Origin of the sequence: Gilliamella sp. ESL0443 (assembly GCF_019469165.1) — a bacterium.
GTDB lineage: Bacteria > Pseudomonadota > Gammaproteobacteria > Enterobacterales > Orbaceae > Gilliamella > Gilliamella apicola_E.
Map to the genome: position 1 here is coordinate 353,249 of NZ_CP048263.1, position 22,337 is coordinate 375,585.

22 protein-coding genes are annotated in these 22,337 nt (G+C 34.9%); 5 read left to right on the forward strand and 17 right to left on the reverse strand.

The features are described 5' to 3' along the window. Window positions 1–22 precede the first annotated feature (22 nt). From zur to GYM76_RS01655, 3 genes are read left to right on the forward strand one after another with little or no spacing between them, the layout of a single operon-like run. On the forward strand, window positions 23–457 hold the full coding sequence (gene zur, locus GYM76_RS01645) for a zinc uptake transcriptional repressor Zur (RefSeq protein ID WP_065734711.1): 435 nt from the start codon (window positions 23–25) through the stop codon (window positions 455–457). Continuing rightward, the gene (locus GYM76_RS01650) at window positions 445–801 is read left to right on the forward strand and encodes an EamA family transporter (protein ID WP_220225670.1); all 357 of its coding nucleotides are present in this window, start codon (window positions 445–447) and stop codon (window positions 799–801) included. The genes zur and GYM76_RS01650 overlap by 13 nt, the downstream gene beginning before the upstream one ends. Then, window positions 801–1,190, forward strand: coding sequence for a multidrug efflux SMR transporter (locus tag GYM76_RS01655; protein WP_220225671.1), 390 nt, complete (start codon window positions 801–803; stop codon window positions 1,188–1,190). The genes GYM76_RS01650 and GYM76_RS01655 overlap by 1 nt, the downstream gene beginning before the upstream one ends. A gap of 79 nt (window positions 1,191–1,269) precedes the next feature. On the opposite strand, the gene GYM76_RS01660 is transcribed toward GYM76_RS01655, so the two are convergent. The 6 genes from GYM76_RS01660 to GYM76_RS01685 form a co-directional block, all read right to left on the reverse strand. Beyond that, complete coding sequence (locus GYM76_RS01660) at window positions 1,270–1,494, reverse strand: DUF4177 domain-containing protein (RefSeq protein ID WP_065563653.1); 225 nt, start codon at window positions 1,492–1,494, stop codon at window positions 1,270–1,272. 41 nt (window positions 1,495–1,535) lie between these two features. Then, window positions 1,536–1,940 carry an 8-oxo-dGTP diphosphatase MutT gene (mutT, locus tag GYM76_RS01665; protein ID WP_065563652.1) on the reverse strand — a complete coding sequence of 135 codons (405 nt, stop codon included), beginning with the start codon at window positions 1,938–1,940 and terminating at the stop codon, window positions 1,536–1,538. A gap of 112 nt (window positions 1,941–2,052) precedes the next feature. After that, window positions 2,053–4,776: a preprotein translocase subunit SecA gene (secA, locus tag GYM76_RS01670; RefSeq protein ID WP_220225673.1), complete on the reverse strand. Its 2,724-nt coding sequence runs from the start codon at window positions 4,774–4,776 to the stop codon at window positions 2,053–2,055. 85 nt (window positions 4,777–4,861) lie between these two features. Continuing rightward, complete coding sequence (locus GYM76_RS01675; RefSeq protein ID WP_065563650.1) at window positions 4,862–5,206, reverse strand: hypothetical protein; 345 nt, start codon at window positions 5,204–5,206, stop codon at window positions 4,862–4,864. A 132-nt stretch (window positions 5,207–5,338) separates the two neighbouring features. Continuing rightward, a complete protein-coding gene (locus tag GYM76_RS01680) occupies window positions 5,339–6,895 on the reverse strand; it encodes a multicopper oxidase family protein (RefSeq protein ID WP_220225674.1) in 1,557 nt (518 codons plus the stop codon). Window positions 6,896–7,014: 119 nt separating this feature from the next. Next, window positions 7,015–7,383, reverse strand: a complete 369-nt coding sequence (locus GYM76_RS01685; RefSeq protein ID WP_220225675.1) for a hypothetical protein — start codon at window positions 7,381–7,383, stop codon at window positions 7,015–7,017. A gap of 238 nt (window positions 7,384–7,621) precedes the next feature. Here GYM76_RS01685 and GYM76_RS01690 point away from each other — a divergent pair, with 238 nt between their 5' ends. Then, entirely contained in the window at window positions 7,622–8,686 is a 1,065-nt protein-coding gene (locus GYM76_RS01690; protein WP_220225676.1) for an MJ1255/VC2487 family glycosyltransferase, read from the forward strand. A gap of 10 nt (window positions 8,687–8,696) precedes the next feature. After that, window positions 8,697–9,209 carry a type 3 dihydrofolate reductase gene (gene folA, locus GYM76_RS01695; protein WP_220225677.1) on the forward strand — a complete coding sequence of 171 codons (513 nt, stop codon included), beginning with the start codon at window positions 8,697–8,699 and terminating at the stop codon, window positions 9,207–9,209. Between the two features lie 40 nt (window positions 9,210–9,249). Here the strand turns inward: folA and relA are convergent, their stop codons facing one another. The 11 genes from relA to trmB all read right to left on the reverse strand — a co-directional run bounded on the left by relA (window position 9,250) and on the right by trmB (window position 22,165). Beyond that, window positions 9,250–11,508, reverse strand: coding sequence for a GTP diphosphokinase (gene relA / locus GYM76_RS01700; RefSeq protein ID WP_065563647.1), 2,259 nt, complete (start codon window positions 11,506–11,508; stop codon window positions 9,250–9,252). 5 nt (window positions 11,509–11,513) lie between these two features. Next, entirely contained in the window at window positions 11,514–12,839 is a 1,326-nt protein-coding gene (rlmD, locus tag GYM76_RS01705; RefSeq protein ID WP_220225678.1) for a 23S rRNA (uracil(1939)-C(5))-methyltransferase RlmD, read from the reverse strand. A 15-nt stretch (window positions 12,840–12,854) separates the two neighbouring features. Continuing rightward, entirely contained in the window at window positions 12,855–13,343 is a 489-nt protein-coding gene (gene coaD, locus GYM76_RS01710; RefSeq protein WP_065734703.1) for a pantetheine-phosphate adenylyltransferase, read from the reverse strand. 214 nt (window positions 13,344–13,557) lie between these two features. Continuing rightward, a complete protein-coding gene (galM, locus tag GYM76_RS01715) occupies window positions 13,558–14,553 on the reverse strand; it encodes a galactose-1-epimerase (protein WP_220225679.1) in 996 nt (331 codons plus the stop codon). Next, entirely contained in the window at window positions 14,544–15,701 is a 1,158-nt protein-coding gene (gene galK, locus GYM76_RS01720) for a galactokinase (protein ID WP_220225680.1), read from the reverse strand. The genes galM and galK overlap by 10 nt, the downstream gene beginning before the upstream one ends. Next, complete coding sequence (gene galT, locus GYM76_RS01725; RefSeq protein ID WP_220225681.1) at window positions 15,702–16,751, reverse strand: galactose-1-phosphate uridylyltransferase; 1,050 nt, start codon at window positions 16,749–16,751, stop codon at window positions 15,702–15,704. Between the two features lie 50 nt (window positions 16,752–16,801). Then, a complete protein-coding gene (gene galE / locus GYM76_RS01730; RefSeq protein WP_065563641.1) occupies window positions 16,802–17,818 on the reverse strand; it encodes a UDP-glucose 4-epimerase GalE in 1,017 nt (338 codons plus the stop codon). Window positions 17,819–17,854: 36 nt separating this feature from the next. Continuing rightward, window positions 17,855–19,129 carry an MFS transporter gene (locus tag GYM76_RS01735; protein ID WP_255561366.1) on the reverse strand — a complete coding sequence of 425 codons (1,275 nt, stop codon included), beginning with the start codon at window positions 19,127–19,129 and terminating at the stop codon, window positions 17,855–17,857. 433 nt (window positions 19,130–19,562) lie between these two features. Then, window positions 19,563–20,723 carry a histidine-type phosphatase gene (locus GYM76_RS01740; RefSeq protein WP_065734699.1) on the reverse strand — a complete coding sequence of 387 codons (1,161 nt, stop codon included), beginning with the start codon at window positions 20,721–20,723 and terminating at the stop codon, window positions 19,563–19,565. Then, window positions 20,720–21,445, reverse strand: coding sequence for an oxygen-insensitive NADPH nitroreductase (gene nfsA / locus GYM76_RS01745; protein ID WP_220225682.1), 726 nt, complete (start codon window positions 21,443–21,445; stop codon window positions 20,720–20,722). The genes GYM76_RS01740 and nfsA overlap by 4 nt, the downstream gene beginning before the upstream one ends. Before the next feature lie 18 nt (window positions 21,446–21,463). Then, a complete protein-coding gene (gene trmB, locus GYM76_RS01750) occupies window positions 21,464–22,165 on the reverse strand; it encodes a tRNA (guanosine(46)-N7)-methyltransferase TrmB (protein ID WP_220225683.1) in 702 nt (233 codons plus the stop codon). Between the last annotated feature and the right edge of the window lie 172 nt (window positions 22,166–22,337).

The following is a 22,337-nucleotide window of genomic DNA, read 5'->3' on the forward strand; positions in this document are numbered from 1 at the left end:
AAAGTGAAGGGAACTTAACTGAATGCATAATATGCTGATTGAGAAAATTGAAACTTTATGCAAAAAACGTGGCATTAAGCTGACAACTCAGCGTAAAACCGTTTTAGATATCATGCTTAAAGCGAATAAAGCTATGAGCGCATATGATCTTTTAGATCTCTTAAAAGTTAGTGAGCCACAAGCAAAACCGCCAACGATTTATCGAGCTCTTGAGTTTCTACTTGAGCAAGGTTTTATTCATAAAGTTGAGTCAACCAATTGCTATATCATTTGCCCTCATTTTCAGGATCCTCAGCATATATCAATCTTATTTATTTGTGATAATTGTCAGCAAATTATCGAAAAACATTCTGAGAATATCGAGTCGCAACTTAAACAACTTGCTAGCCAAAGTCAATTCTTAATAAAGCATAGTGTGCTTGAAATTCATGGAATTTGTCACTCATGTCAACCTTAATCTTTTTTTTATGGTTAATTAATATTGCTTGTGACACGGTAGGGCAGATTGCATTCAAATATGCTGCTATTACTTCTAATGATGAGAAGGGTTTAAATTATTGGCAGAAATTATTTAGTAACATGTGGTTATGGTTAGGTTTTGGAGCTTACTTCATCGGTTTTGTATTTTGGTTGGCTTTTTTGAGTGAAGTTTCTTTGTCTAAAAGCATACTATTAGGCTCTTTTAATATTATTACAGTAATGATTGCTGGGCGTGTTTTATTTAAAGAACATTTAACGCCATTTCGTTTAATTGGTATTTTTTTTATAACTCTTGGCGTAGTACTAGTAGGATTAACTTAATGAAAAAGTTCTATATTATTGGTTTTATTTTACTACTTTTTTTTGATACTTTTGGGCAAACCAGCTTTAAACTTACTGCTATTTCAGCGTTGCCATTTGAACCAGATATTGCTTGGTTGTTAAGAGTTTTTAGTCATGGTTGGGCATATTTAGTTATGATTGGGTATGCAGGTGCATTTATAACATGGATGGTATTATTGCAAAAAGCACCAGTTGGTCCAGCTTTTGCTGCTTCTCACCTACAAGTGGTAACAGTAATGATAGTGTCGGTCATTGCTTTTAACGAACAAATTACCATTTCACGATTATTAGGTGCTTTGTCTATTATAGTTGGGATTATCTTTCTTGCGTTGGCTGAACAAAGAATACACAATAACTCTTCGAGTTAAATTATTTTAATGATTTTATAAAATCATTAAATAGCTATTTACGAAGTAATTATTAATTCTAAAATAGAAAACGTGGTTTTTATTTCACCTGTCCTCTATCTCGCTCCATCACAATTAGATAGGCTTCACGTTGCCAGAATAAAAATAAGCGACGGATATCTTTTTGCATTGTAATTACGCGCCAGCCTTCTTGGGCAATATTATTTAAAAAAGCGGAAAATTTGTCAGCATTTGAATTAGCTGTACCGAAAACTAATGAAGACAAAGCCCCTTCTTGATAAATGACAACTTTATATTCTTTCATTGTTTTTATAGAGTCTAATTAAAATTAAATAAGGAAATAACTTAGATCTGTTTGTCTAGGTTCTTAAGCATTTCGATAATCGGTCTGTTAGCATCTGGAAATTCATCTGCATTTAGATCTTCCTGATCTATCCAACGGCTTGGTTGTCCTTCTTTTGCAAAAGGAACACCATCCCACTCTTCTACTAAGTAAGCATGAATAGTGATATCACGATCATCATAACTATGTTCAAAAGTTTTTAAAAATTGTGATTGATGAATATGAATATCAACTTCTTCTGCTATTTCACGCTCTAAAGTTTGATAAGGTGTTTCGCCGGCTTCGATTTTTCCCCCAGGAAATTCCCAAAAACCAGCAAGATGAGAGTCTTCACCGCGTTGGGTGATAAAGATTTGGCAATCTTGCGAACGAATGATACCTACAGCAATTTCAGTATGTTTTCTCATGATCCAATTTGTATGTGATTAAAGTTTGGGAAAGCAACTGCTTTCCCATTTGTTTTTTACCTTAATTGGTTATTTAAACATCAATAATTATTTATCATACTAAATTTTTGATTTAATTAACAGCACCATGACAATGTTTATATTTTTTGCCTGATCCACAAGGACAAGGATCGTTACGGCCAACTTTTGCCTGAGCACGAACAACAGGTTGTTGTGAGTTTGCTGATTGTTCATCATTGCCCATGCCACCGATTGATTCATGATTAGCTTGCTGCTTAGCCATTAATTTTTCGACTTCAGCTTGGCGTTGGCGTTCAGCTTCTTCAACTTCCTCTTGTGAACGAATTTGTACTCGGCTTAATATACCAATTACATCATATTTTAATGCATCTAGCATATTTGCAAACATGTTGAAAGATTCACGTTTATATTCTTGCTTAGGATCTTTCTGTGCATAGCCTCGTAAGTGAATACCTTGGCGTAAGTAATCCATTGCTGCTAAATGTTCTTTCCACAATGTATCAAGTGTTTGCAACATAACACTTTTTTCAAACTGTCTGAAGGCTTCAGAACCCGCAATATTTTCTTTCTCAAGATATTTATTTTGTGCAAGTTGTATAATACGTTCACGTAAGGTTTCTTCATGAAGATTTTGTTCTTCATCAAGCCATTTTGCAATTGGTAAATCTAAATCAAAGTCACTTTTTAATGCTGCTTCAAGTCCAGGAATATCCCACATTTCTTCAATAGATTGTGGTGGAATATATTGATCAATAACAGTGGTAAATACATCTCCATGTATAGAATCAATAGTTTCTTTGATATCTGCGTTATCTAATAAATCATTACGTTGGCTATATATAGCTTTACGTTGATCATTTGCAACATCATCATATTCAAGTAATTGTTTACGAATATCGAAATTGCGGCTTTCAACTTTTTTCTGAGCATTAGCAATAGCCTTAGTGATCCATGGGTGTTCGATTGCTTCACCTTCTTTCATACCCAATTTACGCATCATGTTACCAACACGCTCTGATGCAAAAATGCGCATAAGTGGATCTTCTAATGATAAGTAAAAACGTGAAACACCTGGATCACCTTGACGGCCAGCACGTCCACGTAATTGGTTATCAATACGACGAGATTCATGACGTTCAGTACCTAAAATATAAAGCCCACCAAGTTGAATGACTTCTTCATGTTTAACTTGCCATGCTTGTTTAGCTTTCTGGATATCGTCATCAGTTGGATTTTCTAATTTCGAAACTTCACTTTGCCAATTACCACCAAGCATAATATCGGTACCACGACCTGCCATATTTGTTGCAATAGTTACAGCGCCTTTACTACCTGCATCAGCAATAATTTCAGCTTCTTGAGCATGGAATTTAGCATTAAGTACATTATGTTTAATCCCTGCTTTTTTAAATGCATGAGAGACAAGTTCGGATTTCTCAATTGAAGCAGTACCTACTAAGACTGGCTGCCCTCGTTTGACACAATCTTGCACATCAGCAACGATAGCATTAATTTTCTCTTTTTCTGTCATATAGACAAGATCAGGTAAATCTTTCCTAACCATTGGGCGGTTGGTTGGAATAACAATGGTATCTAAGCCATAGATTTGATTAAATTCGAAGGCTTCAGTATCAGCTGTACCGGTCATACCAGCTAATTTTTCGTATAAACGGAAATAATTCTGGAAGGTAATAGAAGCTAACGTTTGATTTTCATTTTGAATTTTTACGTGTTCTTTAGCTTCTACTGCTTGATGTAAACCATCCGACCAACGGCGACCATCCATTGTACGGCCTGTATGTTCATCGACGATAATGATTTCATTATCTCTAACAATATAATCTACGTCACGGTGGAATAAATGATGAGCTCGAAGAGCTGCATTTACATGGTGCATCAACACAATATTACTTGGTGCATAAAGTGATTCATCACCTTTCATAATCCCTTGTTTTATTAATAGTTCTTCAACTTTAATTAAACCTCGTTCAGTAAGATTTACTTGGCGTGATTTTTCATCAATTGAGAAGTCTCCATCTCCTTGAAATTGCTCTGAATCTTCTTTTTCTTGTTTAATAAGATGAGGGATGATTTTATCAATACTGATATATTTATCTGAACTATCTTCAGCCTGACCTGAGATGATTAATGGAGTCCTTGCTTCATCTATTAAAATTGAGTCAACCTCATCGACTAAAGCATAGTGTAACGGTCGTTGAACACGTGATTCTTTGTTAAACACCATATTATCGCGTAGATAATCAAATCCATATTCATTATTCGTACCATAAGTGATATCAGCATTATAAGCATCACGTTTTATTTCTGGAGGCATGTTAGGTAAATTGATACCGACTGTTAAGCCCAAAAATTCAAATAGAGGGCGGTTATTTTCTGCATCACGCTGAGCTAAATAATCATTAACAGTTACAACATGTACACCTTTACCGGTTAATGCATTTAAATAGGCAGGTAATGTAGCTGTTAATGTTTTACCTTCACCGGTACGCATCTCGGCAATACAGCGTTCATTAAGCACCATCCCCCCAATAAGTTGGACATCAAAATGGCGCATACCAAATACACGCTTACTTGCTTCACGAACTACTGCAAAAGCTTCTTCTAATATGTCATCTAACTTAGTGCCATTTGCAATCTTCTGCTTAAATTCATTGGTTTTTGCTTTAAGTTCATCATCGGTTAGCACTTCCATAGATGGTTCAAGAGCATTAATATTTTCAACACGTTTACGCATAGATCTTAAAACGCGTTCATTACGGCTACCGAATACTTTTGTTAATAATTTTAATAACATAACTGTTCTCTTATTCTTTTTTTATAATGGGATCAATAAGGAATAAACCTTATTTAATAAATTAATTTAATGATATAAAAACACGTTAAGCGGTAGCTTGAGGACCAGCTCTTATTCCATTATATGGTGATAATCGAATAACGGTATTTGGAGTAACTTCATCATAATTGAGTGAGATAATTTGCTTATCGTAATGCTCTTCTTTTAACAAAGATGAAGTTTGAGATTTTGTTCTTATTGGTGCTTGGTGATCTTGTACTATTGCTGTTATAGCAATAATACCAACCTGTGTGGAAGATGATTGAACTGGTAATGCATTTTCTTCATATAAACCGAACCCAGCAGCGATTACACCTAATAATAAGTGCGATAGGGCTGTTTTGATGATGAGGCGTTTACTAATTTGTTGCCAGTAGTTAATCAAGGTCATAACTATAATATCTTAGCATTTTTTGCCAAAATGAAAAACTATTATTATTTATTAGTAAATGTATTAAATTTTATTTTGTTATTTATTAAAAAATACCCACGATCTTTTTTTGAAAGTGGGTAATTTATTTCATTATTCTTTAACCATTAATTGCCCCATCATACCCAGCGTTTCATGCTCTACAATATGACAGTGATACATACGTAGTCCCGGCATATTTTGTTGAATTTTAATAACAAGCGTTTCGTGCGGGCGTAAGTTAGTGGTATCTTTCAAAGCAACAAACTCGGGTGTAGTTTTAGTGCCATTTAATTCACGAGATTGCACAATAAATTGCGCTCCATGTATATGGAAATTGTGATCCATATGTGAGTTATTAACAATTGTCCACTCTTCAACATCGTGAAGTTTACTTTCCAAGTCGATACGTGACATATCATGCCGTTTGCCATTAATTAAAAATAGCATACCACCTCGAGGCTCACTTTTATCCATTACTTCAGTATATTCAAGTGATTTTTTGGCGACGGCTTTGCCTAAAATGGGTACTTGTTTTAGATGCGTTGGTAGAACTGTACTGGCCGTTTGAGTTAACTGGAGCTGTGAAAGAATGATGTTTGGTTCCGGCGGTACATTTCCCATTTTGCCACGATCGTAGCCGATGTTTTGCAGATAAAGACTGGCGGTTTTTTTCGGAACGATAACCACTTCAGCCCGTTCTGCCGGAGTAAGTAATAACGGTTTATTGAGTTGATGCGGCTCGGTAATGAAACCGCCGTCGGTAGCAACTAAAAAGACATCACAATCCGGTATTGATAGATTTAAATATCGGCCTGAACACGCATTCCAGATTCTGACTCGTGTTGCACCTTCTACTTTTATATTGGGTTGGTAAGCGCCATTGATCAACACAAATTGTCCTTCCCGACCATTCATCCAGTCGGTCATGGAATTTTCGGCGATTTCGCCGTTTTCAGTTAATTTTAAGTCAGAAAAGAACCAATGTTGCTCCGGTAGCGAAGCAAGTGGATCATTTTTACTGCGCACAATAAAGGTACCGGCTAAACCACGAAATACTTGCTCTGCAACGGTATTATGTCCATGTGGGTGATACCAATAGGTTCCGGCAGTGCCTTCCGGTATGGTAAATTCATAAACTCTGCTGCCACCTGCCGGAATAGCATCTTGCGGGTTGCCGTCTTGATCTGAAGGAATCAGCAAACCATGCCAATGAACGGTTGTTGGCTGTGAGAGATCATTTTTAACGGTTATTTTAACATGATCGCCTTCAAATACTTCGATTTTCGGACCAGGAATCATGCCATTATATGCCCAAAATTCGGTGGTAATTTCCGGTGTTAAGGCTATTTTAACCGGTTTTAAATGTAGCGTTGCTTCAAATACGCCAGCTTGGGTGCTGGTATTTTTTAAATTAGTTAACTCGGGTAAGTTTTTACCGTGTGGTAGCGCTGTAGTCGATAACAGTTTTTGTGGCATGTTGTTATTCATTTTCATATTCATATTCATATTCATATGATCGTGCATGTTGTCCCCCTTATCACAATTATCAGATTTAACATCACAAACCATGTCAGACATTGGTGAATTATCCAATTTGGCTATGGCTTTAGTTGCAATTAAACCACCGACAGCAGCGGTAATATTCATTATAAAATTTCGGCGTTTCATAGTATTCCTATAATTATTTATTACGTTAAACAATAACCTGCATACAACCGTCAAGACTATAAAAAGTGAGATTGTGTTATTGATTTCCAGTACTTATTACTAATATTTAACTGCGTAAATTAGATAAATTTTGGTGGCTTTAACTCAGGAATAAATTCTTTATATTCAGGAATAAATTTAGTAAGTAGATATTGTTCACTATGAATCGGATAATCAAAATTAACAATATAATTAGTTATAATTGTACTGCAAGTGGCACAATGATTAACCGATTTACCAATAAAAGATTTTGTTGATTTAGAAGTCGGCAAATCTGTATTTGCATAATTAAGATTTGCGTTCACCTGAGATGATATTAAATTTGGTGAATGATGATCTGAACAAGGTTTAGATATAATTAGAGAAAAATGCCCAATAGAAGAAAAAAGCAAAAATATTGCCAATATAATTAAAATATAAAATTGCTTCTTGTTAACGATTTGCGACATTATTCATCACACAATTAATCTCCTCGAATCCATTTTACTAAAAATAGCAGCAAATTTATACAGTTTTAACTCTTGATATAAAAATTTGATTTTAATACCAAGGAATTAAAGCTGTTCAAACGTTTAATGATAAATATCACTTACTCATTTATTTGTTATAATCATAAAATAAATAAGCCAAATATAAATGGTTCTGGTATCATATTTGCATAAAAATAATATTCTGATTAAAAACGATATGAAAATTCTTTACGGAGTTCAAGGAACAGGAAATGGCCACATCAGTCGTAGTAGAACTTTAGCGAAAGCTCTAAAAAAGGCTGGTGCTGATGTTGATTACATTTTCAGTGGTCGTGATCCTAAAGATTATTTTGATATGCAGGCCTTTGGCAATTATCGAACATTTAGCGGTCTATCTTTTGCAACACATAATGGAAAAATTAATTATCGAAAAACTATCCAAAAAATTCGCGCCTTTAGGTTAATTAAAGATGTTCGTGATCTCGATTTATCAAAATATGATTGCATTATTAGTGATTTTGAGCCAGTAAGTGCATGGGCTGCACATTATCAAAATCGAGAATGTTTAGGGATTAGTAACCAATCTGTCTGCCATTACCTTAAGCCAAAAGAATACGGCATGATAGCCAATGTTATTATGAAATATTATGCACCTGTTACAAAACCAATTGGCTTACATTGGTTTCACTTTGGCCATAAACTAATTCCACCAATGATTGATTCATTTGAAACTGTACCAACTGAAGATGGTAAAATTGTTGTGTATTTACCTTTTGAAGATTTAAATGAAATTGCAGAATTAGTTACTCAATTTCCACAATATCAATTTTGTTGTTTCCATCCCGATGTAAAACAAGTTACAGAGCGTAAGAATTTATTATTACAACCGTTAAGCCGAGATAATTTTACGCAAGCTTTGCTTAGTTGTTCTGGGATTATTTCAAATACTGGATTTGCATTAATATCTGAAGCGTTATCTTTAGGGAAGAAGATTCTAACTAAGCCAGTAGCAGGTCAATTTGAACAAGTTTATAATGCTCAATGTTTGCAATCTTTGGATATGGCAACTGTGATGGAAAATCTAAATAGCATGAAGCTTAAATATTGGGTTAGCTTGCCTTCTCCCAAACCAGTTGTTTATCCAGATGTGGCGACCGAGTTAGCTAATTGGATTGTTTCAGGTCAAAAAGAATCATTACTATCTTTAAGTCAAAGACTTTGGCAGCAGACTATATTCCCTGACAATGTGAATGAGCGTATAAAATCCTTAGGGTATGTGTAAAGGAACTAATATGATATTAAGTATTATTGTTGCCATGGCGGATAATCAAGTTATTGGATTAAATAATCAAATGCCGTGGCATATGCCAGCAGATTTAGCATGGTTTAAAAAAAACACATTAAATAAGCCAGTTATTATGGGGCGAAAAACGTTTGAGTCTATTGGTAGACCATTGCCTAATCGCCATAACATTGTAATTAGTCGTCAAGCTGATAACAAAGCTTCAATAAACTCTGATGTTAGCTGGGTTCAATCGGTTGATGAAGCAATATCGTTGCTCAATGAACAGTCGGTTGAAGAGGCATTTTTTATAGGTGGGGGTAATATATATAGTCAGGTATTACCTTTAGTTAATCGTCTTTACTTAACTCATATTGATGCTCAATTACAAGGTGATACTTATTTTCCGGATTATTCTCAAATAGCATGGCGACAAATTCACTCAGAACAACATAAAGCTGATGAAAAAAATCAATATGATTATCAATTTGAGATTCTAGAAAAAACGAATCAATCAAAATAAATGAGTTGCCACCTAGAATTAGTGGCAACTTAATCAATAGCTACCCTTGAAACCGTTTTGCCTCAATTACATCTGGAAGCTGTTTAATTTTGTTTAATACTCTTTCTAGTGAATCTTGATCAAAAATTTGCATATCCATATCAATAGTCGCAATTTGTTGTTTCATTTCAATTCGGCTTGAGACACCTAAAACATTTACTTTCTCGTTAGCCAATATAGTGGTGATATCTCGCAATAAACCACTCCTGTCGTTAGCTATGATTCTAACAACCATTGTATAACTTGAATTGTGATTGCCACTCCATATAGCGCTAGTAATGCGCTCTGGAGCATGATTTTTTAACTCTTGCAATTGTTCACAGTCAGCTCGATGAATAGAAATACCTCGTCCTTGTGTTACAAAGCCAACAATCGGATCGCCAGGAATAGGTCGACAGCAATTAGCAATGGTGTAAAGTAAATTGTCGACACCTTCAATAATAATTTCACCACCTTTTATAGCGGTCGATTTTCCTGTATTTTTAGCTTGAGATGTTGATTTTTGGGTAATTTGTTTTAGAACAGCTTCATCTTCTTCTTCAGCTGTCGGTTTATTAAATTGGGCATTAATGAAGTTAACTAGTTGATTAATCCTAACATCACCACTACCTATCCCAGCAAGTACCTCATCAAAAGAGTGGGCATTGTATTTACTAATAAGAATTTTTTCGACACTTTTTAAGCTAATATTTAATGGCTCTAGCTCGTTTTCTAAAATTTGTTGTCCGGCAGCAATATTTTTATCTCTATCTTGCTTTTTGAACCAAGCTTGTATTTTTGCTCGAGCGCGACTGCTATTAACAAACCCCGTATTAGGATTTAACCAGTCACGACTTGGATTTGGTTGTTTCTGAGTAATAATTTCAACTTGATCACCAGTTTTCAAAATATAAGTGAACGGAACTATACGACCACCCACTTTGGCGCCAATACAACGATGTCCAACATCACTATGAATATGATATGCAAAATCTAAAGGGGTTGAACCAGTTGGTAAATCGACTACATCACCTTTAGGCGTAAATACATAAACCCTGTCATCAAAAATTTGGCTACGGACGGTTTCTTGAATTTCGCCACTTTCGGACATTTCTTGTTGCCATGTTAATAACTTACGCAACCAAGAAATTCGTTGATCGTAAGCCGTCATCTTATCCGTACTGCCTTCTTTATATTTCCAGTGTGCAGCTACACCTAATTCAGCATCATTGTGCATTTGTTCAGTACGGATTTGAATTTCAATAGTTTTATCTTGTGGACCATAAACAACCGTATGGATCGATTGATAACCATTGGGTTTGGGGTTAGCCACATAGTCATCAAATTCTTTAGCTATATGTTTATAATGGCTATGCACAATCCCTAATGCATTGTAGCAATCTTCAATTCGGTCACAAATTATACGCACAGCTCGAATATCATATAATTCTTCAAATTGTAGATGTTTGCGTTCCATTTTTCGCCATATACTATAGATATGTTTTGGACGACCGTAAACTTCAGCACGAATATGATCTTTATTCATCATATCCTGTAAATTCTTAACAAATTGATTAATGTATGATTCACGATCCAATCGTTTTTCATGTAACTTATGAGCAATGAAGCGATATTGATCTGGATGTAAATAACGGAAACAAAAATCTTCAAGTTCCCATTTTAATTGCCCAATTCCTAATCGATTGGCTAGAGGAGCATAGATATTAAAGCACTCTTTAGCTGCAAGGACTTGATCTTCTTTTGGGGCATTCATTAGATTACGTAAATAAGTAATACGCTCTGCTAATTTTATTACTACACTACGGAAATCATTTACCATAGCCAATAACATACGACGAATACTGTCAATTTGCTCAGTAGTTGCATGTCCATTACGGATGGCTCGTAGTTGCCTGATATCCTTCATTTTGATAACACTGGAAAGGATGTGAATAATGTCGCGATCGAAATTTTCAGGCAGATCTTCACGGCGGATAATTTTAGTATCAAGGAATGGCAGTAAAAGGGCTGTACATAAACTGTTAATGTCCATGTTCAAGGTTGATAAAATCTCAACCATTTCAATTGCATTTTGGAAGCAGTAGGTTTGTTCAGGCGCACCAGCACTGTGTTCAAAACAAAAATCCCAGATATCCTTAAACTTTTGATAGGATTCAAAATTGGTTAATAAAAGTTCATGTTTAGCCCATTGTTCAACATCAAACTGTGTTAGAGTATAATGCTCGTCATTTTGTTGATGGGCGCCTCTAATTGATACCATAATTATTACCCTGATCTGGTTAACATCAACATTGATTCAATATGCTTAGTTTGTGGAAACATATCCAAAATAGCAATCTTTGCAATATTGTATCCTTCCTCAATAAAAAGTTTACAGTCCCTAGCTAATGTAGCAGGATTACATGAAATATAAACTATTTTTGATGGTGATAATTTAACAATTTCTGCTGTAGCATTATAAGCGCCTGCTCTTGCAGGATCTAATAATACTTTGTCAAATACTGTTTGATTCCATATCGAAAATTGTTGTTTATCTTCTAAATTACAGGTAAAAAATTGGGTTTTAGCCTGAATTTTATCTTGATTTAAGTTGGCATTAAGCTTAGCTTTTTCGACTAATTCCTCTACGCCTTCAACACCGGTAATAGATTGGCAATATTTTGCTATAGGTAATGAAAAGTTGCCCATGCCGCAAAATAGGTCAAGTATTTTGTCATTTGATGATATATCTAACCATTCAAGTGCTTTATTTACCATCTTTTGATTAATCTGGTTATTTACCTGAATAAAATCGAGTGGGCTAAAGGTTAGTTTTAATTGATCGATAAGGTAGTAATGTTCTTTATTGCCAAAAACATGAACCAGATTATCACCATGTAAATAGAGTGATATGTTATGAATTTCAGCAAACTGTTTTAATAAATGACTATCTTGCTCAGTCAATAGCTCAGTATGCCTTAACACTATAATTATTCCACTATCAACTGCAATTAATTCAATATGGCCAAGTGCTTTTTTCTGTTTGATTTGTCTTAAGCAAGATTGTAATGGAATGAGTAAATCATCTAGCTGTTCAACTAATACTGGGCAGTGGTCAATATTTATAATTTTGTTCGATTCGGATTGTCTGAAACCAATAAGTAATTCACCTTTGAAGAAATTAATTGATAACCGAGCACGTCTACGATAATGATAGGGTTGATCAGCAATGATATTAGGTGTGTTATCTTCCAACAAAGCCCCAGTTTCTTTTTGTATTAGCTTAATTAGTGCTTCATATTTTGCTTGTTGTTGTAGATCTGGCGAAATATGTTGTAATTCACAGCCACCGCATTGGGTAAAATACTTACATTGTGGTTTAACCCGATATTGACTGTAATTATGGTACTTTATTACTTTGGCTTTAGCGTAATTTTTTTTATCTTCGGTTAATTGAATATCGACGGTCTCGTCCGGCAAGGCTGATTTAATAAAGATTGTTTTACCTTTATGATTTGCTACCCCTTGTCCAAAGGCATCTAATTTTGTAACTGTAACTGTCAGTTTTTGAGAGGCTAGTTTTTTTTTCGGAGGAGTATAAAAATTGACCATATTAATAAATCGATATTATGTTAATCGTTTCAATAACTCTGTTTTAACATGCAAGGGTACTAAATTGGATATATCACCACCATGGTAAGCAACGTCTTTAACGATGGTAGATGAAATAAATCCCATTGCAATTGAAGGCATTAAAAAGATGGTGTCTAAATCTGGTTTTAATGCTCGATTCATTTCTGCAAGTTGTCTTTCATATTCAAAATCATGAGTTGTTCTCACACCTCTAACAATAACTGTTGCTCCGTGTTTCTGGGCAAAGTCAGCCATAAGATTATCAAAGCCAATCACTTCAACATTCAGTAAATGTTCCACTGGTGTTGAGGCTAAGTTAACTCTTTCTTCTAAAGTAAATAGCGTTTTTTTATTAGGGCTTTCCGCTATTGCGACAATCAAACGAGGAAAAAGTTGGGATGCACGGGTAATCAGATCAATGTGACCATTAGTAATTGGATCGAATGTTCCCGGAAAAATAGCCGTGAGATTTTTACTTTTCATTTATCTTATCCATTAGCGAATAGGAGAATATGATACCTAATTTTGACTTGGATTGTTAGTTTAACCGTACAAAATCTTCGTTTTTTATGTTCAAAAACCCCGTTCCTCAACTTTTTTTATTATCATAAATCTATTTGAGGTATGGTTAAACTTGTAGAATTTTTATTATTGATGAAGTTATTTATTTTTCATCAATAATAAAAAGAGAAATTTATCAGCTTATAAAAAACTGATAGGTAATTTGGTGATGGTAAGTTTGTCCCGGTTCTAAGAAGCAGCTTGGTTGTGGCCATGTCAAATGATGAGGGCTATCGGGTAAAAACTGTGCTTCTAATGCTACTCCTGCAAAATTAGCATATTTACCATTGTGACGATTTGGTGTGTTGGCTAAAAAGTTACCAGTATAGACTTGTAGGGCAGGATAAGACGTTGTTACGTCCATTGTTACTTTTTTGTCTGACGATACAAGTTGAGCTGCAACTGGTTTTGATTTATCTAATAAGTAAGCGTGGTCATAACCGCCTGTGATTTTTCGTGCTGGGCTAGTTAGCAAATTATCGGATAGAACTCGTGACTGTCTTAAATCCATATCGTCTTGAGTAACATCAAGCAAATCATTGCATGGAATACCATTGGCATCGACAGGTAAATAATAGTTAGCATTTACTTTTAAACTGTGTGCAAGTATATCACTAGTTTCACCATCTAAATTAAAATAGGCATGGTTAGTTAAGTTAACTGGCGTACATTTGGTTGTGCTCGCATTATATTCGACGATGACTTGATTATCGTCAGTTAATGTATAACTAGCGGTAACTTTAAGTTCGCCAGGAAAGCCTTGGTCACCATCTGGAGAAATTAATCCAAATGTAACTTGTTTTTCCGATTGTGATTCAATTTTCCATATTTTTTTATCAAAGCCTGATTTGCCACCATGTAACTGATTAACGCCTTGATTGGCAATAAGCTGATAATGTTTTCCTGCTATATCTATTTCAGCATTTGCAATGCGATTGGCATATCGTCCAACAGTAGCGCCTAAATATGCATCTTGTTGTTCGTATTGTTCGAATGATTGGCAACCAAGTATTAGTTCTCGGTTTTCTCCTTCAACTTGCATAGTACAAGAAAGCCAAGTTGCGCCCCAATTGGACAATTTAATTTTCATGCCTTGGCTATTTTTAAGGGTGATAATTTGTTTTACAGACATAATTTATGAGCCCCTTCACTTGGCTGACAGATATAAAAATCTTCCTTAATATTAAATTTCTTATGATAGTTTTGGTTAACCACATCTTTTACCTCATCAACTTTGTTCTTAGGAACTAAGGCAACAACACAACCACCAAAACCACCACCAGTCATCCGTACACCACCTTCATTTCCAATAACGTCTTGTATAATTTTAACCAGGTAGTCTATTGCAGGTACTGTGATTTCAAAATCATCGCGCATCGAATTGTGGCTTTCAGCCATTAATTTTGAGAGTAATGGATAATCTTCATTAGCAAGCGCATAAGCGGCTTTAAGTGTACGTTCATTTTCGGTAATGACATGATGAGCACGTTTAAATACTAGCGGATCGAGTGAGGATTTGATCTGTAGTAAATCAACCAATGATGCATCACGAAGGGCATTTACACCTAGCGCTTTGGCTGCGGCTTCGCATTGCTTACGACGAGTATTATATTCGCTATCAACTAATCCGCGTTTAATATTGGAATTAATGATTACAACGGCTAGATCTTTGGGGATAGAAATAGGTAATGCTTCTAATGATCGGCAATCAATTAATAAAGCATGTTGTGCTTGGCCAAGCGCGGATATTAATTGATCCATTATGCCACAGTTGCAACCAACATATTTGTTTTCTGCCTCTTGACCGATTAAGGCTATTTTTTTGCCATCAAAAGGTAGATCGTAAAGCACCTGAAACATTTTACCAATTGCAACTTCAAGTGAAGCGGATGAACTTAATCCTGCACCTTGTGGCACGTTACCACTGATAGCTAAATCAACACCTCTAATATCTTCTGAATATTTTACGATATATTGAATTACACCCCGGACATAATTCGCCCATTGGTAATTTGGATGTTTTTCAATTGAAGGATTAAGTAAAAATTGATCCTGTTCATTATTATAATCAACCGCTATTACCCTAATTAAGTTGTCAGAACGTTTGTGACAGCTAATTACAGTTTCATAATTGATGGCACAAGGTAATACAAAACCATCATTGTAATCTGTGTGCTCGCCTATCAAGTTTACTCTGCCCGGTGCTTGTACAATGGTATCGGGTTTATAACCAAATTGATCCTCAAATGCTTGCGCGGTTTTATTGATTAATGCTTTCATTTATTTATCCTTCTTATCTTTATAATGCACATCACTAACGTTGCGCAGTCTTTCGGCTGCTTGCTCTGGCGTTAAATCTCTTTGTACTTCAGCTAACATTTCATAACCTACCATGAATTTTTTTACGGTAGCTGAACGTAATAGCGGAGGATAAAAATGGGCGTGTACTTGCCAATAATCAGTATTTCCTTCCACAAACGGTGCACCATGCCATCCCATAGAGTAGGGGAAAGAGCAATTGAATAAATTATCATAATGACAGGTCAGTTTTTTTAATGCTAAGGCCAAATCTTTTTGCTCAGATTGGTTAAGCATTGTTAATCTAGCAATATGTTTCTTTGGCAATAGTAGGGTTTCAAATGGCCAAATAGCCCAAAAAGGAACGACGGCTAACCAATCTTCTGTTTCTACCACAATGCGTTCCTTATTGGTCAACTCTTTTTCTACATAGTCTACTAATAAATTTCGTCCATTTTTTTGAAAATAGTTGCGCATATTGAGATCTTCTCGCGCTATTTCATTAGGGATAAAACTATTAGCCCAAACTTGTCCGTGCGGATGAGGGTTTGAACAGCCCATTGCTGCCCCTTTGTTTTCAAAAACTTGTACCCAAGGGTATTTTTTTCCTAGCTCTTGTTGCTGGGTGATCCAAGTTTTTATCACCGTTTCAATTGCAGGTAAATCAAGTTCAGGTAGAGTTTTACTGTGATCTGGTGAAAAACAGATAACTCGGCTTGTTCCTCTGGCACTTTGGATTTGAAATAGAGGATCGTTACTATCGGGTGAATTAGGCGTATCTTCCATTAATGCAGCAAAATCATTCGTGAAAACGTACGTTCCAGTGTAGTTAGGATTTATATCGCCAGTGACACGTTTATTGCCCGGACATAAATAACAATTAGGATCATAATGGGGTTTCTGTTCTTCATTTAAGGTTTCTTGTTGACCTTGCCAAGGGCGTTTTGCTCTGTGGGGCGAAACTAACACCCATTGTGCGGTCAATGGGTTATATCGGCGATGAGGATGATCAACTGGGTTAAAAATATCCATATTTGCCTCTTTAATTATAGTTTTACTGCAATTTTGATGTAAACATTTCTCTAATCAGGATAACCTTGCGGATTCTTTGATTGCCAATTCCATGAATCTTTTACCATATCATCAAGGGTTAACTTTGTTTTCCAACCTAATTGTTGTTCAGCTTTTTTCGCGTCAGCCCAAAATGCAGGTAGATCACCGGCTCGCCTTGGTGCGAAATGCCAATTAAGTGATTTTCCTGATGCCTTTTCAAAGGCTTTAATCACTTGCAGTACACTGAAGCCTACACCAGAACCTAAATTATAGATATGAACTCCAGCTTTATTTCTATCAGTTTTAAGTGCTGCAATATGACCATCTGCTAAATCCACAACGTGAATAAAGTCACGCACACATGTGCCATCAACTGTTGGGTAATCATTACCAAATACTGATAGCGATTCTCGTTTGCCTATTGCAACTTGGGTAATGAAAGGCATCAGATTATTGGGCACGCCAAGCGGATCTTCTCCCATTAAACCGCTAGGATGAGCACCTACAGGATTGAAATATCGCAGTAAAGTTAAGGACCAATCAGGTTCAGCAATAGCTAAATCCATCATACATTGTTCAACCATAAGCTTACTTTTTCCATACGGACTAGTTGGTAAACCTTGTGGTAATGTTTCGACGTAAGGAACTGGCGCTAGCTCACCATATACGGTAGCTGAAGAACTAAAGACTAATTGTTTAACGCCAGCATCACGCATTGCTTTCATTAAAACAATACTGCCATAAACATTATTTTCATAGTATTCAAGTGGTTTATATACTGATTCACCAACGGCTTTCAATCCTGCAAAATGAATAACAGCTTTAATATCGTGTTCTTTAAAAATTCTTGCAAGCAAATTTCCATCACAAACATCACCATGATAGAAATCGACTGATTTTCCTGTGATGGTTTTTATTCTTTCTAATACTGAGGCTTTACTATTAAATAAATTATCAATAATAATAGGTGTATAGCCAGCAAGAATTAATTGAACACAAGTGTGACTGCCTATATACCCACAACCACCTGTTACTAATATTTTCATTTTGATACCTTAATTTTTTGAATTGTTATTATTTAACTATTCTTCAATTCCAACGTTGCTTTTCTTTTTGAAAAGATCCAAAGGTCCACGTCCTGATAAGGTGAAAGCAGAAATAAGTGTAAAACTTAATGCAATTAAGCCAAGCACTAAATATGCCCCTTCAAATCCAATTTTAACATACATTAAACCAGCAAAGGTGGACATAAACATTATAGATAATTGTTTTGCAAAACAAAAAGCAATTAAGTAAACAGTTGCTGATAATCGAATTGGGAAATGTTTTGTAATATACTTAAATGCACCAACTAACAATAAAGGTGCTTCGAACATATGTAAGGTTTTTAAAATAATAACTTCAACTGCGCTACTAGCAAATGCTGAACCTGTAATACGAATTGACATAATTGCACCAGCAACGAGTAAAGTATTTTTACTTCCGATTTTCATGACAATAATTGGAGCAAAAAACATTACAGTCGCATTTAAAAATTCACCCAGTGTTGTGACGTAGCCAAATGCTTCACGACCAACTTGTTCACTTGAGAAAAATGAGGTGAAGAAGTTAGCAAATTGCTGATCAAATACATCATAAGTACAAGCCACACCAATAATGTAGAGCATAAAATACCAAGTTTTAGGCATTTTTAGTAAATTAACCGCAAGTTTTAAATTAAATGGTTCAGGTTTATTTAGTCCCATTTGGTCGACAACATCTGTGGTTGCTGTTTTAGCTGGATCGGCTATTTTGACTAAAATAAGTAACACTAAGGCAAAGCCAGAACATAACCAAAAAACAGCATTAATATCCTTAGAAATCATGATTCCAACAAATGAAGCACAAATCGCCCAGCCGAAGCAACCAAACATACGGCAACGACCAAATTCAAATCCACTACGTCTACTGATTTTTTCAACCAATGCTTCAATTGCAGGAGCACCACCACTAAAGACCATACCAAGATATAAGCCGCCTGCAGTAGCCCCTAGAGTAACATTTAGTTTAAGTAAAGGACCTAATATAAATATAAAGAATGGTCCAAATAAAACTAAAAGGAAGGTGATAATCCAAAGAAGGTGTTTTCTTAAACCTAACTTATCGGATATCAACCCAAATAACGGCTGAAAGAATAGTGCAAATAATGAGATAAATGAGAAAACATATCCAGTATCCGCTTGATCTAAACCTATCATTTTTAACCAAACTGGGAAAAATGGAAAGTAAGCTCCCATAATGAAAAAATAAAGAAAAAAGTAGAGGCTAAAGACCCAATAATTTTTGTTATGCATTGCAGATTTAATTTTCTGATTCATAGTGAATTTCCTTTGCTAAGCTTTAAATGATTACCTAATCATTCAGAAATCGTTTATGTAAGAAATAAACTAAAAGCTATAAATTGCTCAGGATAATAACATTAAAAAAATGCAAAAAAAGTGATCTAGTTAACATTTTGTGAAATCGATTACATTTTTATTGAATTATTTTGGATTAGTTAAATAACATTCAAATAAGTTATATCAAAATTCAATATGTGCCTAATTGAAATAGTAATTCATAGTATTTTAATTAAGTTTTAAGTAACAAATTTTATACAAAGAATAGATACTTATGAAAATTATTATCTATTTTTGTGGTATCGATTACATTTTGAGGCGAAATTAAAATAACAATTTTAAATGTGACTGATATTTATAGATTGCCTAATGATTTGAAACTTAAAGTCATATCGGCAATCTAATCTGAATTTTATTGAAACTCTTTTAGCCTATTTTCAAAATGTTGCCATCGGTAGAATCCATCACTGTTTTGTTCTGCATTAAGCAACTTAAGTTGATAATGTTGTGGTGGATTATTAATATCAATAGCTTCACCAGTAAATAGCTGATCAAAACTTTGGTAGACATATTCAGCTTTGAAGAAGTATTCACCTGATGGTAGATGGCGGTAACGTTGAAATATAACCATTCCGCCAATTGGTGTATTTTCAAATTGATTAGGCAGTTGATATTCAGCAAAATCCAAAGCACCGAGCAGTGCAGCAATAGTACTATCATGACCAACCAATAAATTGACTTTATGAGATTGACTGTGTATTAAATCATCTATCTTATTGATTAATAATTTACTAATACTTCGTGCAATCGTTTTAGAGTGAAAAACTAAATTAATATAGTGGTTACGAATTTGTATTATTTGTTGCCATTGTTCTTGGCTGGTTATTCTTCCCCAAGCAATTTGTTCTTTAGGAAATGCAGAGTAATACTGTAATAAAAAAGCATCAACGGCACAAATTCCAATTGCTAATGGTCCATGTAATTCGGGTTCTTCATTTTTCACAAAATGAAGCTCATAAGGAATATCAGCAAAATCACATTTAAGTTCAGAATATAATTGCGAATTTTTATAATCTAATATATCCGACACGATTTGATAAGCCGGCGCTAAATTTTTGAAAATTGATGCTGCTTTGTCTGCATCATTAATATCTTTTAATACTTTTTGTTTAATTTCTGGGGAGTCATCTTGTACACTTGGATCAAAAATAGGATCCATTTTTTCGATGGTATATTTGTGATGAACAGGTATGTCATAACCAGCATAAGCACCGCCAACTAAGAATTGAGCCGTAGCTACTGTTCTTTGAAGGCTATTTGCATAAACATATATATCAGGATTCTCTGGTGAGAGCTTAATATTTCGTTGCTCTAGCCATTGTGATAGATAATGTCCAAAGAACGTTTCTAAAACGGCCCCTCGTGTTGTTAGATAACCATAAGCATGATCCCAAATTGGCCATTTAAAAGGGCTTGATTTTTCTAAGAACGCTATCGTGTTTTCTAATGGAGTACGTATGCCATGGCGACTTAGTATAACGACTTTGTCTAACTGATATTGAGTGTTGTTCATTTAGTTATCCATCCTTGTTCATGCAAATAAGTTAAAATGAAATCTCTTTGCCCTTTGATAATTGTTTCAGCAATTTTATCACTCCAACCACTTGCTTTTTGATTTGTCTGTCGATGACTATAGTATTCACTCATTTGAGTATCGTATTTTGCTAATAGTTGATCATCTATTGGTTGATAGTAATTTTCAAAAAACACTAATTCTTTCGGTAATCTTGGTTTTATTTCTGGATTTTGATCAGGATAACCGATACAAAGCCCAAATAAAGGAAGGACATATTTAGGTAATGCTAGTAATTCGGTAACTTTCGAAATATTATTGCGTAATCCACCAATGAAAACAGTTCCTAAACCTAATGACTGTGCTGCAATAACGGCGTTTTGCGCCATAAGTGCTGTATCGATACAGCCAACTAAAAGCTGCTCAGCTTTTTCAAGTGGAATAGTTGAATCAATTTGAAAGTGGCGATTAAAATCGGCACAGAATACCCAAAATTCAGAAGCTTGATTAATATAACTTTGCTCTCCTGAATAATGTGCTAGCTTTGAACGATTATCGCTGTCTGTAATTCGGATAATTGTGGTGCATTGTAGAAAATTAGAGCTCGGAGCCGATTGTGCCGCTTGAAAAATTGATTCCAACTGTTCATTAGTCAGTGGTGTTGATTTATAAGACCGAATTGAGCGGCGCTGACAAATTAAATCGATTGTTTCATTTTGCATATTGGCTCCTAGGCACCATTATTTTTTTATAAATTGCAAATCCCAAACACCATGCCCTAGATTTTGCCCACGTTTTTCAAATTTGGTAATAGGTCTGTCATCAGGTCTCGGGATATAGTCATTTGTTGTAGATAAATTTTTAAACCCATCAGCTTGACTTAATACTTCAAGCATATGCTCAGCATAATGTTGCCAGTCAGTAGCTAAATGTAATACACCATTAACTTTTAATTTTTCATGAATTAATTTAACAAATTCAGGTTGAATAATTCTGCGTTTATTGTGCCTTGCTTTATGCCAAGGGTCAGGGAAGAAAATTTGAACTTTATCTAATGATTCATTAGGTATCATATTTTCTAATACTTCAACTGCATCATGACACATTACTTTTAAATTGGTTAATTTATTTTCTTCGATTGCCATTAAGCAAGCGCCTACGCCAGGTCGATGGACTTCAATACCTATAAAATTTTTGTCTGGTGAGGATTTTGCCATCTCAATCAATGATGCACCCATACCGAAACCGATTTCTAGAACCAGCGGTTTGTCATTTTCGAAAGTGATTTGTGAGTGTGCATTATATTCAATGCCATATATAGGCCATAAATGAGTTAAAGCCTGTTGCTGCCCTTTAGTTAAGCGGCCTTGTCTCAATACAAAACTACGTATTGTTCGTTTAGATTCTGTCTCTTGATTATTCGTTTTTAATTGTTCACTCATTGTGTGTCTGCTGTTAGTATTAAATGATTTATCAAGGTAATTATTCACCTTTGTGGTACAGTATTTTAACCGATTTTTAATCTACTTCAAAAAACATCATTTTAACTTATATTTCTATATATTATTGTGATAGATATAAAATATTTGTAATAATTTTTTATAATGTAGTTGA